Here is a 14,701-nt window from a genome sequence, read left to right on the forward strand (position 1 = left end):
TTTACATTAAGTAAAGTTTGCTTTACACTGTGAATAGAAACAAGAAATGAGGTGGCGCTATGCCATTAGTCAATCGCGTCAAAGAGTTGCGGGCCCGGCATCAATTGACTCAAGGCGACCTTGCGGCCAAGGTCGGCGTGACGAGACAGACGATCATCTCGCTCGAGAAAGGGAGCTACACCCCGTCGCTCCTACTGGCGATGCACATTGCCAGCGTGTTCGAGGAACCGGTCGAATCGATTTTTACGATTGAGGAGGAAACAGAATGAAACACATCATCGTTCAATCAATATCGAGCATCATCTTGTATATACTGATGGCGTTCGCTATCGTGTCATTCGCTTCAGGAGTCACACAGTCGATGGCGTCCTTTGAAGCCGGAGTGTTCAAGCTAGAGTTCAATTTTTTACCGTTCTTATTATTGATCATTTTCTTTATCGTTTGGACGGTATACTCGTTCCAGACACGCCCGAACCAAAAGATGAGTTTCGGCCAATGGTCGGTCCGCATGACCGAGTTCAGCGAAGTCGACGAACGCGAGGCGTTGATCACGGCGAAAGCGACGAAAGCGGCCTACGTCTCGTTCAACATCTCGGTACCGTTGTTCATGCTCACATTTTTCTTTTATCCGGTCTTCCAGGAATCCTGGCCGACGTATCCGGTATTCGCGCTCGCTTCGACGCTCGTCATCGCGACGCTCGTGTATATGACGACATGGATCCGCGCTTACAGACAGTAAGGAATTCACCTCGAATTCCTTTTTTTGTGTCGATTTTTCGTCGAGTCGGGCGTCGTGATTGCCAATTTTGGCTCGTCGTGCTTATATATAACTAAATGGTTATATACTAATTCGTTGAAGGAGTCTTGTCTTGTGAAAACCGTCGATTTGACGACCGGACGTGTGCAGAGCGTCATCTTGGCGCTCGCCCTTCCGCTCGTCGGCAGCTCGCTCTTACAGTTCACGTATAGTCTCGTCGATATGTTTTGGGTCGGTGCGCTCGGTAGCGACGCCGTCGCCAGTATCGGTGCGGCCAGTTTTTATATTATGCTCGGCCAGGCGATTCAATCGTTACTTGTCGTCGGCGCCGGCATCAAAGTGTCGCAAGCCGTTGGCAGGCGGGACCAACAGTTGATTCAACGTTACGTCAAGGCCGGAAAACGAGGTAACCTCGTCCTCGGCCTGTTCTTCTTGACGCTCCTCGTCGCCTTTGGTCAGACGCTGATTGGCTTTTTGAATATGAACGCACCAACCGTCGAGCGGCTCGCTTACAGCTACTTGCTCGTAAGCGCACCGATGCTGTTGTTCTCGTTCTTCAACTTGCTGTACGCCCGCATATTCAGCGCTTTCGGCAATACGACGGCGGCGATGCGGATCAATGCGACCGGGGTCACGCTCAACATGATCTTGTCGCCGCTCTTCATCTATCCGCTCGGTCTCGGCGTGCTCGGGGCCGGTCTGGCGACACTCGTCGCCAACGCCGTCATGTTCGGCTTCTTCTGGCATCGGGCTCGCGCGCTCTTTGACTGGGACGAGACGGTCGAACCCGTTCGCGCCGACTATACAGAGATCGTTCGCCTCGGCTTCCCGATGGCGACCCAACGCGTCCTCTTTACCGTCATCAGCATTCTTCTCGCCCGCATGATCGGATCGTACGGGACGGAAGCGATCGCCGCCCAGCGCATCGGCCTACAGATCGAGTCGATTGCCTACATGATGATCGGCGGACTGAACGGGGCGATTGCGAGCTATACCGGCCAAAATATCGGCGCCCGACAGATTGAACGCGTGCACGAAGGGTATCGCGTGACGACGCACCTCGGTATGCTCTATACCGGGCTAATCACGCTCGTATTCCTCTTCTTCCCGGACGTGCTCATCCGCGCCTTCGTCGATGATCCGACTACGATCGAGATCGGGGCCAGCTATTTACGTATCATCAGCGTCTCCCTCATCTTCGCCTCGCTCGAGATGATCGGGAACGGTTATTTCTCAGGACTCGGGCTGCCGAAGATCCCGGCGATGATCTCTATCGTCTTCACCGTCGCGAGGATCCCGCTTGCCATCCTCCTCGAGCCGTATCTCGGCATCGACGCCATCTGGTGGAGCATCGCCATCTCGAGCATCGTCAAAGGGCTCGTCTCGGCACTGTTTGTTCGACTAAAGAAAAAGGAAGTGACTTCACTTGCAGAAGCGATTTAAGCAATTATCCAAGCAACTTCTCACGAGCGGACGGTTCGCGATCGAACGCGAAATGCTACGTGTGACAACAGACGGGACGCTCGCCGTGACGAAACATCCGTCAAGTCTCGGTGACAAAGCGACGCACCCGTATATTACGACCGATTTTTCTGAGAGCCAGATCGAACTGATCACGCCGACGTTCCCGACCGTCGAAGCGGCACATAACTTTTTAGAGACGCTTTATGACATCACGGCGCTAAATATCGGCGACGAGCGGCTTTGGCCACAGTCGATGCCGTGCCCGTTGCCGGACGGCGGCGTCATCCCGCTCGCCGACTTCGGCAGTTCCGGTATTGAGGCCGGCCGTTACCGTGAACATCTGCTTCAAAAGTACGGGGCGAAAAAACAGCTCATCTCCGGGATCCATTTCAACTTCTCGTTCTCGGACGAGTTGATCGCCGCGTTATATGAAGGGTCTCCCGAGCAATATGACCGCTTCAAAAACGAGCTCTATTTGAAGCTCGTCCGCAACTATTTGCGCCTGCGCTGGCTCGCTGTCTACTTGCTCGGCGGAACGCCTGCCGTCCATACGAGCTACGAGGAACGCTGCGTCAGCCAAATGCAGGCGTTGAACGAGGACGTCTACTCGAATACGACGGCGCTGTCGTACCGAAATAGTGACTGCGGTTATACGAACGTCGAACCGCTCTATCCGAACTATGCGACGCTCCCAGACTATGCGAGTAGCGTCCGCCGGTTGATCGCGAACGGTGACATCGCCAACCCGAACGAGCTGTACTCGCCGATTCGACTGAAGACGTCACGCGGCGGAAATGACCTCGACCGGCTCGAGAAGAACGGCATCGATTATATCGAGATTCGCAACATCGACCTCAATCCGTTCGAGAAGACCGGTATCGCACTCGATGATTTGCGATTCCTGCACGTCTTCTTGCTCTATTTAGCGTTGAAAGACGAGACTGACTTTGCGGACTGGCAAGCCGAGGCGTTCCGTAACCAACAGCTCGTCGCCAAAGAGGGACTATCGCCGTCACTCGTCCTCGAACGTGATGGCGAGCCGGTCGCGCTGCAAACGTTCGCTCGTGATCTCGTCGCTGACATCGAGTCGTTCAACGCGCAACACGACCTCGGTTTTGCTGACGTCTTCGCGTCCGTCCGGGAACGGATTAACAACGTCGAAGCGACCTACTCGGCCCGGCTGACAAAAGTCATGACCGACGAAGGCTATACGACCTGGTCACTCCGCCAAGCCGAGACGTATTATGAAGATGCGTTCGCCAACCGGTTCCGGATGCACGGCTATACGGACATGGAACTGTCGACGCAAATTTTGATGAAGTCGGCCTTAAAACGAGGTTACGCGGTCGATGTCGTCGACCGGGACGACCAATTCATCCGTCTTCGTCACGGCAATCGGGTCGAGTACGTCAGACAAGCGACGAAAACGTCGAAAGATAACTACGTGTCGGTGCTGATGATGGAAAACAAGACGGTGACAAAACATGTGCTCGCCGAACACGGCATCCACGTCCCTGGGGGTGTCGAGTTGCGCAGTGAAGACGACTTGCGTAACGTCTGGTCCGAGTTTTCCGCTCAGCCGATCGTCCTGAAGCCGAAATCGACGAACTTCGGGATCGGCATCCACATCTTCAAAGACGGGACGACGCTCGACGAGGCGCTCGAGGCGTTCCGCCATGCCAACACGTTCGACGACGTCGTCTTGCTCGAGACGTTTTTACCGGGGAAAGAATATCGTTTCCTCGTCATCGGTGATAAGGTCGCCGGCATCTTGCACCGCGTCCCGGCGAATGTGACCGGGGACGGTGTCTCGACGATCCGCGAGCTCGTTGCGAAGAAAAATGAGGATCCGCTCCGCGGCAAAGGCTATAAGACACCGCTCGAGAAGATCGAGATCGACGACATCGTCGTATCGTTCCTGCGTCCGCAAGGCAAAACTCCTGACAGCGTCCTCGCTGACGGCGAACGCGTCTTCTTGCGCGAGAACTCGAACATTAGCACAGGTGGCGACAGCATCGACTATACGGACCAAATCTCTGACTTTTATAAACAGGTCGCGGTCGATTCGGCGAAAGCAATCGGTGCCACGATTTGCGGCGTCGATATGATGATCCCGTCGCTTGACGCAGAAAATGACTACGGCATCATCGAATTGAACTTCAACCCGGCCATCCATATCCATTCCTTCCCGTACGAAGGGAAAGAACGTCCCATCGGCGAGACGGTGCTCGATTTGTTGTTTGACTGATCAGGTTGGAAGGACGCTCAATTCGGGAATAAGGACTACATCGTTTCAAGTCGGTGTACCGTACTTTCTCTAGAGAGGAGTCTTTCAAATGGGAACGGTCAAATCGCACGTCGAAGGTAAGACGTTGGTTGTTGAGCGGAGTTTCAAAGCGCCACGTGAGCTCGTGTTCGAGGCATTCTCAAGCCCGGCTCACTTAGAGGCGTGGTGGGGACCTGCGGGATGGAAAACAGACATCCGCACGTTTGAGTTTGAACCGGGTGGGACATGGCATTATTGCATGACCTGTGTCGATGAGGACCAAGTCGATTATGTCGGGATGGAGTCATGGGGCAAGGCGACGTTCCTTGAAATCGATCCCCATTCCCGGATTGTCTACCTTGATGCTTTTGCAGACGAGGCGGGGAACGTCAATCCCGACTTCCCGGTCATGACGATCACGAACGAATTTATCGACATTCCGGACGGGACGTTGCTCGTCAGCCGCTCCGAGTTCACAGACGATGCTGCTCTCAAACAGGTCGTCGAAATGGGCGCCGTCGAAGGCTTCTCGTCACAACTCGATCGTCTCAACGCCATCGTCTCGAGATAACCAAAACCGCCCGCACCTCGGTTGAGATGCGGGCGGTTTTTTGTTAAAACAGAAAATAACTGACAATCAAGATGAGCGTGAAGATGAACACCATCCCGATGGCGAGCGCGACGAGGCTCATCTTCGCCGACTTGAACTGCTGCGAGTTGATCGTGTGCACTTTCTTCAAGTACGACCGTGTCCCGACGAGGATCGTCGCGATACCGAAGATGATCGACAAAATGCCGATCGCCGTGATCAGTTGATGCTCGGCCCCGCTCAAGTTCTCACTTCGATAGTAATGAAAGTTCGTCACGAGGAAGCCGATCCCGATGACGGTGATGGCCGTCCGGATCCAGGCGAGGAACGTCCGCTCGTTGGCGAGGTGCTGTTGAATGTACTGTGAATCGACCGTCTTCTCTAAATCTAGTTTCATAACTTCCCCTCTTTCTAGCCGTCGTAGTCGATCAACCGATTTTTCAACGCGAACTGGACGAGCTCGTGTCGATGCTTGATTTGAAGTTTCTGCATGACGCGTCCTTTATGGTTCTCGACCGTCTTCGGACTGATGCCGAGTTTCTCTCCAATCTCGATATTTCCGTAACCGAGCGTTGTCAAACGTACAATTTCCGACTCACGCCGCGTCAGCACCGACTCTGTCTTTTGCGATGCTGCTTTCTCGATAAACGCTTCCGACAGAGACGTTGCATAGTAACGCTTCCCTTCCATCACTTGCTTGATGCCGTCGACGAGCTGGGCCGGATCACTATTTTTGGATAAATAGCCGGGCACACCGAGCTCGAGCGCGCGTTTGATGTAAAGCTCCTCATCGTGCATCGTGAGCAGGATGACTTTGGCGGTCGGTACTTCTTGCGCTAACGCTTTTGCCGTCATAAATCCGTCGAGTCCGTTCGGCATCGTGATGTCGAGCAAGACGACGTCCGGTATCGTCCGCATCGCTTCCTGGATGGCTGTCGTCCCTTCGGCCGCTTCCCCGACAACGTTGATGTCTTTATAGGGACGAAACATCAACTTCAATCCACGCCGGACGAGTTCGTGGTCATCGACAATCAGCACATCAATCGGTGTCATAGCGACCTCGCTCAATCGGAACGGACACTGAAATTTCAGTGCCTTGTCCGATGACTGATTCGAGTGTAAACGTACCGTGAATCGTTTTCGTCCGTTCTTCCATATGACGAAGCCCTAATCCTTTCGCCACTCGTTGTTGATCGAACCCGTTCCCGTCATCTTTAAACAGCACATCGATTTGTCCGTCATGCTCGACGATGCGGCAATCGATCGTACTCGCCTGTGCATACTTCATGCTATTGACGAGCGCCTCTTGGACGATGCGATACACGTTGATTTCGATGACGCGCTCATAGCGGTCAGCTAAACGAATGTCGGTCCGAAACGTGACGAGCGGGTATCTGGTGGCAAAACTATCAACTAACACGTTCAACGCCGAGCCGAGTCCGAATTGATCCAGCTCGATCGGGCGCAGTTGTTTCGAATAGCCGCGCACGTTATCGATCAGTCGGCCCACTTCGGCGAGTACGGATTCGATGTAGTCTTTTTTGTCTGGGTCGGATACATCGGACTGGAGCGCACCGAGGGCGAGGGCGATGCTGAACAACGATTGACCGACCCCGTCGTGGAGTTCTTGGGCGAGCCGTTCGTGCTCTTCCTCCCGGGCTCGAATCAATTCCCGCACCATCTGTTCGCGAAGCGCATGCGCTTCCCGGCGCTTGCGTTCCGTAAAATCGCGAAGCACGAGCAAATAGTACGTCGCACCCGATATCGGATCGTTCAAAATTCGCGCCGTATTCATCTCCACGTCGACCATCTTTCCCGAATATGTCGGCATCTCTGACGTGAAGTACGGGGAGCGCTCATGTTGGATCAAGTAGCATCGATCTTCGTCCGGACCGATTTCACGTCGTTGACAAAATGAACAGTACGGGACAGGTTCTCCTAGCCGCCACCCGGTCAATTGTTCGGCTGCCTCGTTCATCGTGATGATGTTTCGATCATGGTCCATCACGATGACCCCGTCTTTTAGGACATTTAAGATCTGGCGTTCAAAATCTTGAAGTGCCAATCCGCCCCCTCCTTTCTGTCTGCCTTCTCGTTTCCCCCATCATACCCCCGCGGGTAATTGTTGCCAACTATTTGAGCATACAAAAACCGGACGTGATGCATTCACGTCCGGACCGGTTCATTATTTTTTTGTTTGTTCGGACAATACTTCGACCGTCGCCTGCATATACTTGAGGCCGTGCTGGACCGATGGCTCTTTCAGCCAACGAACGAGCGAGAACAACGTGATGTTGCGGTCGTCGCGTTCGGCCCGTGCTCGGATTTCGGTGAGCATCGTGCGCGTGGCGTCGGCTTTTTCTTTTACCGGTGCGACATATTCATCGACCCGTTGACCGATCAGTTCTCGTGTCTGCTCGTCCGCGTAGACGTCTTGTGCGAAGGCGAGCACTTGTTCAAGCTGGTTCGTCACCTGGAGCAACATCGGCAACTTCTCGGCGAGCTTGACCGCCGCCTCGAGCGTCTCGACCTGTAAATTCGATGAGTCGAGGAGCGTGTCGACTTTTTGTCTCACTTGCTGGTCGTTCAACGTCGCCATCCCGAAATCGACGGCGTCTTCGAGGCGGCGAAGCGACTTCTCAATCTCGGGCAATCGTTCGACGAGGGAGACGAGCGCTTGCTCGACGTCCGGCCGCGTCAACACAGATTCTAATGTCTGTTCTTTCGTTGGTGTACGTTCCATCGTCTTCTCCCCCTTTCTCACATCGTCCCTTTCAACATCCCGTTCCAATACATGACTGGAAGAAAGTCTTTTTTCAAGATGTACATGCTGTGGCGTTCTTTCGCTTGATTGAACGGCATCGACTCTTGTGGAACTTTCTCGTAATCAAATTCGGCCAAGATGAGTTTGTTGTAACCTGTGACGATCGGGCAAGACGAGTAGCCGTCATACGACGCGACCGGGACTTGACCATACATGAGGTCACCCACATTTTTAGCGACGACGGGCGCTTGTTTCCGAATCGCGGCCCCGGTCTTCGACGTTGGTAAATTCGTGCAGTCACCGAGTCCGAAGACGTTTTTATACTGTTTATGTTGAAGCGTGTACATATCGACATCGACCCATCCACCCGCGTCCGCAAGCTTGCTTTCTCGAATGAATGTCGGTGCTTGCATCGGTGGCGTGACGTGAATCATGTCATAGCGCATCTCGAACGTTTCACCGCTATCTAACTGTTCAAAGACAGCGACTTTGTCATCTGCTTTAATTTCGATTAAATTGACACGGAAATGTGTGTCGATCCGTTTTCGTTCGAGTACTTTTTCGAGCGCCGTCCGATATTTGGCAACGTCAAAGATAGCCGGGTTGGCCGATCCGAAGACGATCTTACTATTATCGCGGACACCTGTTTTCACAAAGTAATCTTCTGCCATATACATAATTTTTTGCGGGGCCCCGCCACACTTCACAGGTGATGCCGGGTGCGTGAACAACGCGGTCCCGCCCTCAAAACCCCTAAGGGTATCCCACGTGTAGTCGACGTGTTGATACGAGTAGTTGCTACATACTTGTTTCGTCCCAAGCGCTGCTTCTAACCCTTTGATCCGACCCCAATCGATTTCAATCCCCGACGCGACGACCAAGTAGTCGTAATAAATCGTCCCGTTGACAGCCGTCTCGACTTGATTGGCTTCTGGGTCGAAGCTGATCACCTTGTCCTGAAGCCATTTTGCACCTTTTGGGATGAGTGTCGCCATGTCTCGCTCCGACTCTTCTTTTTTCGCGGCACCGGCTCCGACGAGCGTCCAAAGTGGTTGATAGTAGTGTTTCTCTTCAGGGTCGATCAGCAAAACCTCATCGGCTAAATGATGTTTTTCACGAAGCAGGCGAGCAGCGACGCTAATCCCTCCGGTACCGGCTCCGACGATGACAACTCGATAATGAGTACGCATAAAGCAATTCCCCTTTCGTTTCCGTAGATGACCGACAAAATTATGTCAATTCAGTGAACTTACCCACGCCTTCAGCATAGTTGAAAGCGCATACAACTTATATAGGGGAAGTCCCTCAATTTCTCCCGGACTATAGGACGCAACTATGATCGTCGTCATCTAGTCATGAAGTGCCCCAGTTGTTTTCCTGGGTCAATCTGTGAGTTAAATCACTTCACCCGACGTGATTTCCTCATCAAAACGGCATAGGGGATTCCCCTCATTTGACGAGGAAAGTATTGACTCCATTATACCATAGGGGGTATAAATTGGTTATCTAATTTTTTAGGAGGACTTTTTCACAATGACACAACGACCTTATCATCCGCTCTACTTCTTATCAGCACTCGGTAACGGCGGGCTCGCCGTCTCGTTCTTTATGTATTTCATGTTTTTGATTCCGCATCCGGATTCACCACTCCCCCATTTCGATCATTTGCGGGCCACGTTTGAGAAAGGAGGAACTGCGCAAATTCTCGTTGTCGCTGTCTCCCTCATCATCTTGGCGCTCGCGGTGAACCATTTCCGCCTGCTCATTTGGAACGTCCGCTCGTTCCACACGTACAAGCGAACGTCGGCTTATCAGGCTCTCAAAGGCACTCCGGGTGAAGTGGCGGTCATGGCCGAACCGCTTACATACGCGATGAGCGTCAACGTCGTGTTCATTCTCGGCGCCTTGTTCGTCCCTGGACTATGGGCCAACGTCCAATCACTCTTCCCGTTCGCCTTGCTCGCATTCTTGGCAATCGGCGTCTACGCGCTCGTGCTTTATGTTCAGTACATCTCCAACGTTATGGCGAACGGTAAATTCCCGGTCGACAACTTGAATCAATTCGGACAATTTTTAGGAGCGTTCGCGTTTGTCATGGTCGCTGTCGGTTTAGCGAGCCCTGCCGCGATGTCGACGACACCATGGGTCTATGTCACATCGACGGTCGCCTCCCTCTTGTTCTTAGCGCTCGTCAGCGGTATCCTCCTCTTCTTCGGCGGTATGAGTTTACGTGCCGTATTGGCGAAAGGTCTGGCCAAACCTGGCGCACCGACCGTCTGGTTACTGATTCCGATCTTCACGCTCACTGGAATCACGTTCGTTCGAATCTATTCGATGGTGTCGCACCGGCTACTCGAGACACATGTCAACACGGCGCTACTGTTCGTCGTACTCGGCTTCCTGTTCATGGCGAGCACTGCCGTCGGCTTGATCGGATTCCGTGTATTGCGTCGTCTCGACTATTTCAACGAACAGCCTGATGGCGCGGCGAGCTTCGGCCTCATCTGCCCAGGTGTCGCCTACGTTGTCCTCGGTATGTTCTTCGTCCACTGGGGACTCGTTCAAAACGACTTCATCACAGCGCATAGTCTGATGCACTACGTCATCTTGTCACCGCTCGTATTCGTCCAAGCGAAGACGATCCAATGGCTCATCACACTGTCGGTCAAACACCTTTCACTACGAAAAAACGTATCCAAACTTGAGGCCGCGTAAGCATCGTTCCTCAACAAAAGCCCTGTCGAAACGATTGTTTCTTCAGGGCTTTTGTTATTGTTGATGGGAGAGTACCTCGAACAACTTGTCGAGCCGAGACGTATCGATGTCTAAAAACGCATCCCCGACACTGATCTCGGTCGAACAATGACCGTCATGCGGCACGACGTACCCGGTGATGCCGATGCCTGTCTCCGTTTGGACACGCTCGATCCAATTCGAGACGGTTTCTGCGTCCCCATTCATATGAAGGTGGAACATGTTCGTCACCGGCACATCCGGCGTCGTCCAGACACCGTCGAGCGCATTGAACCGGGTTGCGAGCGCTTTGGCATGTTCGTAGTACGTTCCCATTCGGTCTTTCCTGAGCTCATAGTAGTAGTCGGCCGGGGTGATGTACGGGTATAAGCCGATCAAGTCGCCGCCATAGCGCCGTTTCCAGATTCTTGCCTCGTCACAGAACGCTTTCGGTCCGCCCAAAATCGCCCCGGCGACACCGCCGATCCCTTTGTAGAACGAGACGTAGACGCTATCGAACAAGGCGCATACTTCTTCGGCCGTCTTCTCATAATATGGTAACGTCTCGAACAGGCGGGCCCCATCGAGATGCAGATGAATCCCCCGATCCCGGCAGTGCCGGCTGATCGCTTCAAGCTCATCAAACGGTGGCAAATAACCGCCGAGCTCACGTTGCGGCAACTCGACCAACAGGCAAGCGACGTCCGGTAATGCCTTCACTTCTTCAAGCGTCATCAATCGGTCCGCTCCCCCGATCAAAAGCGGCTCGAGGTGATGCAGCTGTCTCAACCCGTCTTGTTCATGAATCTCCAAGTGACAGAGCGGATGATAGGCGACGCTTCGATTAGCCGTCTCGTCTGACCAGATGCGTAAGGCAATCTGTTGTGCCATCGTGCCGCTCGGAAAGAAAACAGCGGCTTCCGTCCCGAGCCGCGTGGCGAGCTTTTGTTCGAATTGTTCGATGACCTCACCCGTCCCATAATGGTCGCTCGTTTGCTCCGGGTCGGCTTGCTCGAACGCGCGCTGTAAGACGCCGACGTTCCGTTTCCCGTGCCCGCTCAGTTGATGCGTCGTCTGTTGATATGACGTCCGTAAATCCATGTCATCCCCTCCAAAAGAAGCCCCTTGTCACGAGACAAGAGGCCAAGATTTAGTCGCGTACGCGGACGATCAACTTGCCTCGTACTTTCCGCGTCTGAAGCTGTTCGAGTCCGTCTTTCAAGCGGTCGAACGGCAATACGTCGGTGACGAGGTCGTTCAGTTCACCCGTTTCGAGCAGTTTCATCAACTCCTCAGCCATATACGCCAAGTTGCGAATCGCGCGCTCGTCTTCGCTCGCATGGGCCGCACCGAGGGCGACTTCATGGATCGATGGTGACAGCGTGAACCCTTTCATGTTCGACATGTCAGGCGGACCGGCGATATGAGCGAGCTGTCCGCTGAACGCGAGGCGATCGAGATCGGCTGTCGCCACGTCGCGGCCGACCGTGTTCAAAATCAGATCGACACCACGGCCGTCCGTCAGTTCCATGATTCGTTCCGTCACGTCCTCGACGTTGTAGTCGATTGCGACGTCGGCGCCGAGTGATGTGACCCATTCAAAGTTTTCCGGCGATGCCGTCGTGAATACTTTGAGACCGAGCTTTTTCGCGAGCTGAATCGCGTAGCCGCCGACCCCGCCCGCTCCGGCGTGGACGAGAATCGTCTCTTTATCGCGCGTGTTCAGCTTCTGCATGACCGCTTCATACGCCGTCATGCCGGCACAGAGGATGGCTGCTGCCGCTTCGTCGCTCACGTCTTGCGGTACGACGGCACAAGCACGCGCGTCGACGACAGCGTACTCGGCGAAACCTCCGTTGTTCGCGAGACTCGTATGGACGGCGATGCGTGAGCCGGTGATGATGTTGGCGATGCTCGAGCCGACTTCGACGACTTCGCCGACGAGGTCGACGCCGAGGATGTGCGGGTATGCCCAGTTCGGGTTGCCGTTCGTGCCGACTTTATAGTCGACCGGGTTCAAGGCGACCGCTTCGACTTTGATGAGCAGTTCGCCCGCGCCCGGGGTCGGTCGTTCGATGTCCCCGAGGTGCATATTTTCTAAGCCAGGTTGTTCAAGTAGCCATGCTTTCATGATTAGTACGCTCCTTCCGAATATGTCAGTTCATACGAATGCGAGTAGATCTCGACGAGGTTGCCGAACGGATCTTCACAGTACACCATCCGGTACGGCTTATCGCCCGGGTAATACTCGCGGATCGGCATCCGTTGTTTGCCACCGTGGGCGACAATCTTCTCGACGAGCCCTTCGATGTCTGGGTCTTGGACGCAATAGTGGAAGATGCCTGTTTTCCAAAACTCAAAATTATTCTCCGGTTTCTCGTTGTTAGGGAACTCGAACAGCTCGATGCCGATCTTGTCACCGGTCGACATGTGGGCGATGCGGAACTTGCCCCAGCCCGGGCCGAACACGTCGGTGCACATGACGCCGATCGGTGAGTCATCCTCAACGACGTCCGACGGTTGCATAATCGTGTACCAGCCCATCACGTCTTCATAAAATTTCACTGCTTCCGTCACACTGGGGACTGATAGCCCGATATGTGAGAATGTACGTGGATAAGTCAAATTGATCCGCTCCTTTTTGGTTGCTCATTTGGGTCGATAACGATAAGATACCTTCATCGTAGCAAGAAAAAAAGTACGCACATTGAAGTAACTACCCGAAAGCGAGGCGAACTGAACATGACGACCCCGTTCCCCGTCAACAAGGCGCTCGACATCATCGGCGGTAAATGGCGTCCACAAGTGTACTGCACGCTCGAGACCGGCCCGCGCCGCTTCTCGGAGATTCAGCGCGCCATCCCCGACGTCAGCCGCAAAGTGTTGACCGACCAACTGCGCGAACTCGAACAGCTCGGCATGGTCCGACGCGACGACTATTCGACCGACAAACAGCTCCACGTCGAATACTCCCTCACCGAGGAGGCGTTTAGCCTGCAACCAGCGATGAAGGCGCTCTGCTCTTGGGGCGAAACCCGAGACGAATAAACCCTCGCCAAGTTTTCCGGCGAGGGTTTTGTCATGACGCGAATAGGCTGATGAGGTTCCCGTCCGGATCGACGACGATGGCGTAACGTTGTCCCCAAAACGCGTCCCACGGCTCACGATGAATCACGTATCCTTGTTTGAAGATAGCTTCAAACAGTGTATCGAGCGCTTCACGGCTGTCGCACAGGAAAGCGAGCTCGACCCGATGCCCCGATGCCGGTTTCCATTCCCCATACACCGACTCCGCCACCTCGACTGTGTCAAAGGCGAGCCGGACGCCGCCTTCGTCAACTTCAACGTGCGCTTCCCCGTTCATTGATACTGGAATCGACAGTCCGAGCAGCCGATAGAAGTCGAGCGCTCGCTTCATATCCTCGACGACGATGCCGACCATATCTAGTTTGATTCCCATGTGGTCACCTCACTTCTTGAATTGATGGTACTATCGAAAGTGTAGCACCTATCTATCCTTTTGAAACGAGGAAATCACTATGACGTATAAGTTCGCTTTGATGACACAAGCGCAGGCCGAAACAATCGCCTTCAGTTGGCATTACGATGGAGAGTATGCTTTTTACGATATGGAGGCTGACGAAGACGACTTGGCCGAGTTTTTAGACACCGAACAACGAGGGCAATCGGTATTCGCCATCACGAACGATGGCGAACTGGTCGGTTTCGTTAGCGTGCATCAAACAGACGCCGATACGATTGACCTCGGTTTAGGCATGAAGCCAGGTCTGACCGGAAACGGGACCGGACGAGCGTTCGTCACCTCGATTCTTGATTTCATCGAATCTACGTTCGACCCAAATCGTATCACCTTGTCGGTTGCCACGTTCAACGCGCGGGCGATTCGCGTGTATGAAGCTTGCGGGTTTCGACAAGTGGCTTCGTTTCAACAAGACACGAACGGGAGTACGTTCGACTTCATCGCATTAGAACGCAAAAAGCGCCCTCAGGATAGATTCTGAGGGCTTTTCTGCTGCCCGGTGCCTTTGTCGACTAAGTAAATCTGGCCATTCCCGTCTCATACCAAGACGGTCACACTTCATCGTTCGGGCAAGCACGGAGCTGCTG

17 protein-coding genes are annotated in these 14,701 nt (G+C 53.8%); 8 read left to right on the forward strand and 9 right to left on the reverse strand.

What is annotated here, in order from left to right; translation table 11 throughout:
- Nucleotides 1–59: 59 nt before the first annotated feature.
- From EVJ21_RS07685 to EVJ21_RS07705, 5 genes are all read left to right on the forward strand, one after another.
- Entirely contained in the window at nt 60–269 is a 210-nt protein-coding gene (locus tag EVJ21_RS07685; protein ID WP_131490270.1) for a helix-turn-helix transcriptional regulator, read from the forward strand.
- Nucleotides 266–739: a hypothetical protein gene (locus EVJ21_RS07690; protein WP_131490271.1), complete on the forward strand. Its 474-nt coding sequence runs from the start codon at nt 266–268 to the stop codon at nt 737–739. The genes EVJ21_RS07685 and EVJ21_RS07690 overlap by 4 nt, the downstream gene beginning before the upstream one ends.
- A 132-nt stretch (nt 740–871) precedes the next feature.
- Nucleotides 872–2,200, forward strand: coding sequence for an MATE family efflux transporter (locus EVJ21_RS07695; protein WP_131464693.1), 1,329 nt, complete (start codon nt 872–874; stop codon nt 2,198–2,200).
- The gene (gshAB, locus tag EVJ21_RS07700) at nt 2,184–4,469 is read left to right on the forward strand and encodes a bifunctional glutamate--cysteine ligase GshA/glutathione synthetase GshB (protein WP_131490272.1); all 2,286 of its coding nucleotides are present in this window, start codon (nt 2,184–2,186) and stop codon (nt 4,467–4,469) included. Before EVJ21_RS07695 ends, gshAB begins: the two co-directional genes overlap by 17 nt.
- A gap of 88 nt (nt 4,470–4,557) precedes the next feature.
- Entirely contained in the window at nt 4,558–5,058 is a 501-nt protein-coding gene (locus tag EVJ21_RS07705) for an SRPBCC family protein (RefSeq protein WP_070328281.1), read from the forward strand.
- Between the two features lie 43 nt (nt 5,059–5,101).
- Here the strand turns inward: EVJ21_RS07705 and EVJ21_RS07710 are convergent, their stop codons facing one another.
- From EVJ21_RS07710 to EVJ21_RS07730, 5 genes are all read right to left on the reverse strand, one after another.
- Complete coding sequence (locus EVJ21_RS07710) at nt 5,102–5,473, reverse strand: YidH family protein (protein ID WP_021066029.1); 372 nt, start codon at nt 5,471–5,473, stop codon at nt 5,102–5,104.
- Nucleotides 5,474–5,487: 14 nt separating this feature from the next.
- Nucleotides 5,488–6,129 (reverse strand): response regulator, encoded by a 642-nt coding sequence (locus EVJ21_RS07715; RefSeq protein WP_236633471.1) that lies wholly within the window; start codon nt 6,127–6,129, stop codon nt 5,488–5,490.
- Nucleotides 6,116–7,141 (reverse strand): PAS domain-containing sensor histidine kinase, encoded by a 1,026-nt coding sequence (locus tag EVJ21_RS07720; RefSeq protein WP_131490273.1) that lies wholly within the window; start codon nt 7,139–7,141, stop codon nt 6,116–6,118. Before EVJ21_RS07720 ends, EVJ21_RS07715 begins: the two co-directional genes overlap by 14 nt.
- A gap of 120 nt (nt 7,142–7,261) precedes the next feature.
- Nucleotides 7,262–7,819: a hypothetical protein gene (locus EVJ21_RS07725; protein WP_131464701.1), complete on the reverse strand. Its 558-nt coding sequence runs from the start codon at nt 7,817–7,819 to the stop codon at nt 7,262–7,264.
- 17 nt (nt 7,820–7,836) lie between these two features.
- Nucleotides 7,837–9,030 (reverse strand): FAD/NAD(P)-binding oxidoreductase, encoded by a 1,194-nt coding sequence (locus EVJ21_RS07730; protein WP_131464703.1) that lies wholly within the window; start codon nt 9,028–9,030, stop codon nt 7,837–7,839.
- Between the two features lie 343 nt (nt 9,031–9,373).
- On the opposite strand from EVJ21_RS07730, the gene EVJ21_RS07735 reads away from it, so the two are divergent.
- Nucleotides 9,374–10,555, forward strand: a complete 1,182-nt coding sequence (locus EVJ21_RS07735) for a TsoY family (seleno)protein (protein ID WP_070328285.1) — start codon at nt 9,374–9,376, stop codon at nt 10,553–10,555.
- A 54-nt stretch (nt 10,556–10,609) separates the two neighbouring features.
- On the opposite strand, the gene EVJ21_RS07740 is transcribed toward EVJ21_RS07735, so the two are convergent.
- The 3 genes from EVJ21_RS07740 to EVJ21_RS07750 are packed head-to-tail and all read right to left on the reverse strand — an operon-like array spanning nt 10,610 to nt 13,198.
- Nucleotides 10,610–11,674, reverse strand: coding sequence for a threonine aldolase family protein (locus tag EVJ21_RS07740; RefSeq protein WP_131490274.1), 1,065 nt, complete (start codon nt 11,672–11,674; stop codon nt 10,610–10,612).
- 49 nt (nt 11,675–11,723) lie between these two features.
- On the reverse strand, nt 11,724–12,704 hold the full coding sequence (locus EVJ21_RS07745) for a zinc-binding dehydrogenase (protein WP_131490275.1): 981 nt from the start codon (nt 12,702–12,704) through the stop codon (nt 11,724–11,726).
- Nucleotides 12,705–12,706: 2 nt separating this feature from the next.
- A complete protein-coding gene (locus EVJ21_RS07750) occupies nt 12,707–13,198 on the reverse strand; it encodes a lactoylglutathione lyase family protein (RefSeq protein ID WP_070328288.1) in 492 nt (163 codons plus the stop codon).
- Nucleotides 13,199–13,315: 117 nt separating this feature from the next.
- Here EVJ21_RS07750 and EVJ21_RS07755 point away from each other — a divergent pair, with 117 nt between their 5' ends.
- A complete protein-coding gene (locus tag EVJ21_RS07755) occupies nt 13,316–13,621 on the forward strand; it encodes a winged helix-turn-helix transcriptional regulator (protein ID WP_070328289.1) in 306 nt (101 codons plus the stop codon).
- A 31-nt stretch (nt 13,622–13,652) separates the two neighbouring features.
- Here EVJ21_RS07755 and EVJ21_RS07760 read toward each other — a convergent pair whose 3' ends face one another.
- Entirely contained in the window at nt 13,653–14,033 is a 381-nt protein-coding gene (locus EVJ21_RS07760; protein ID WP_071398449.1) for a VOC family protein, read from the reverse strand.
- 79 nt (nt 14,034–14,112) lie between these two features.
- Between EVJ21_RS07760 and EVJ21_RS07765 the strand changes: the two genes are divergently transcribed.
- Entirely contained in the window at nt 14,113–14,595 is a 483-nt protein-coding gene (locus EVJ21_RS07765; RefSeq protein WP_131490276.1) for a GNAT family N-acetyltransferase, read from the forward strand.
- Nucleotides 14,596–14,701: the final 106 nt, after the last annotated feature.

Source organism: Exiguobacterium sp. SH0S2, from assembly GCF_004337185.1.
GTDB classification, from domain to species: Bacteria; Bacillota; Bacilli; order Exiguobacteriales; family Exiguobacteriaceae; genus Exiguobacterium; species Exiguobacterium aurantiacum_A.

Bases quoted from the DNA above. Each gene is read 5' to 3' on its own strand.
- EVJ21_RS07685 (WP_131490270.1), top strand. From the start codon at position 60: ATGCCATTAGTCAATCGCGTCAAAGAGTTGCGGGCCCGGCATCAATTG.
- EVJ21_RS07690 (WP_131490271.1), top strand. From the start codon at position 266: ATGAAACACATCATCGTTCAATCAATATCGAGCATCATCTTGTATATA.
- EVJ21_RS07705 (WP_070328281.1), top strand. From the start codon at position 4,558: ATGGGAACGGTCAAATCGCACGTCGAAGGTAAGACGTTGGTTGTTGAG.
- EVJ21_RS07710 (WP_021066029.1), bottom strand. From the start codon at position 5,473: ATGAAACTAGATTTAGAGAAGACGGTCGATTCACAGTACATTCAACAG.
- EVJ21_RS07715 (WP_236633471.1), bottom strand. From the start codon at position 6,129: ATGACACCGATTGATGTGCTGATTGTCGATGACCACGAACTCGTCCGG.
- EVJ21_RS07725 (WP_131464701.1), bottom strand. From the start codon at position 7,819: ATGGAACGTACACCAACGAAAGAACAGACATTAGAATCTGTGTTGACG.
- EVJ21_RS07730 (WP_131464703.1), bottom strand. From the start codon at position 9,030: ATGCGTACTCATTATCGAGTTGTCATCGTCGGAGCCGGTACCGGAGGG.
- EVJ21_RS07735 (WP_070328285.1), top strand. From the start codon at position 9,374: ATGACACAACGACCTTATCATCCGCTCTACTTCTTATCAGCACTCGGT.
- EVJ21_RS07740 (WP_131490274.1), bottom strand. From the start codon at position 11,674: ATGGATTTACGGACGTCATATCAACAGACGACGCATCAACTGAGCGGG.
- EVJ21_RS07745 (WP_131490275.1), bottom strand. From the start codon at position 12,704: ATGAAAGCATGGCTACTTGAACAACCTGGCTTAGAAAATATGCACCTC.
- EVJ21_RS07755 (WP_070328289.1), top strand. From the start codon at position 13,316: ATGACGACCCCGTTCCCCGTCAACAAGGCGCTCGACATCATCGGCGGT.
- EVJ21_RS07760 (WP_071398449.1), bottom strand. From the start codon at position 14,033: ATGGGAATCAAACTAGATATGGTCGGCATCGTCGTCGAGGATATGAAG.
- EVJ21_RS07765 (WP_131490276.1), top strand. From the start codon at position 14,113: ATGACGTATAAGTTCGCTTTGATGACACAAGCGCAGGCCGAAACAATC.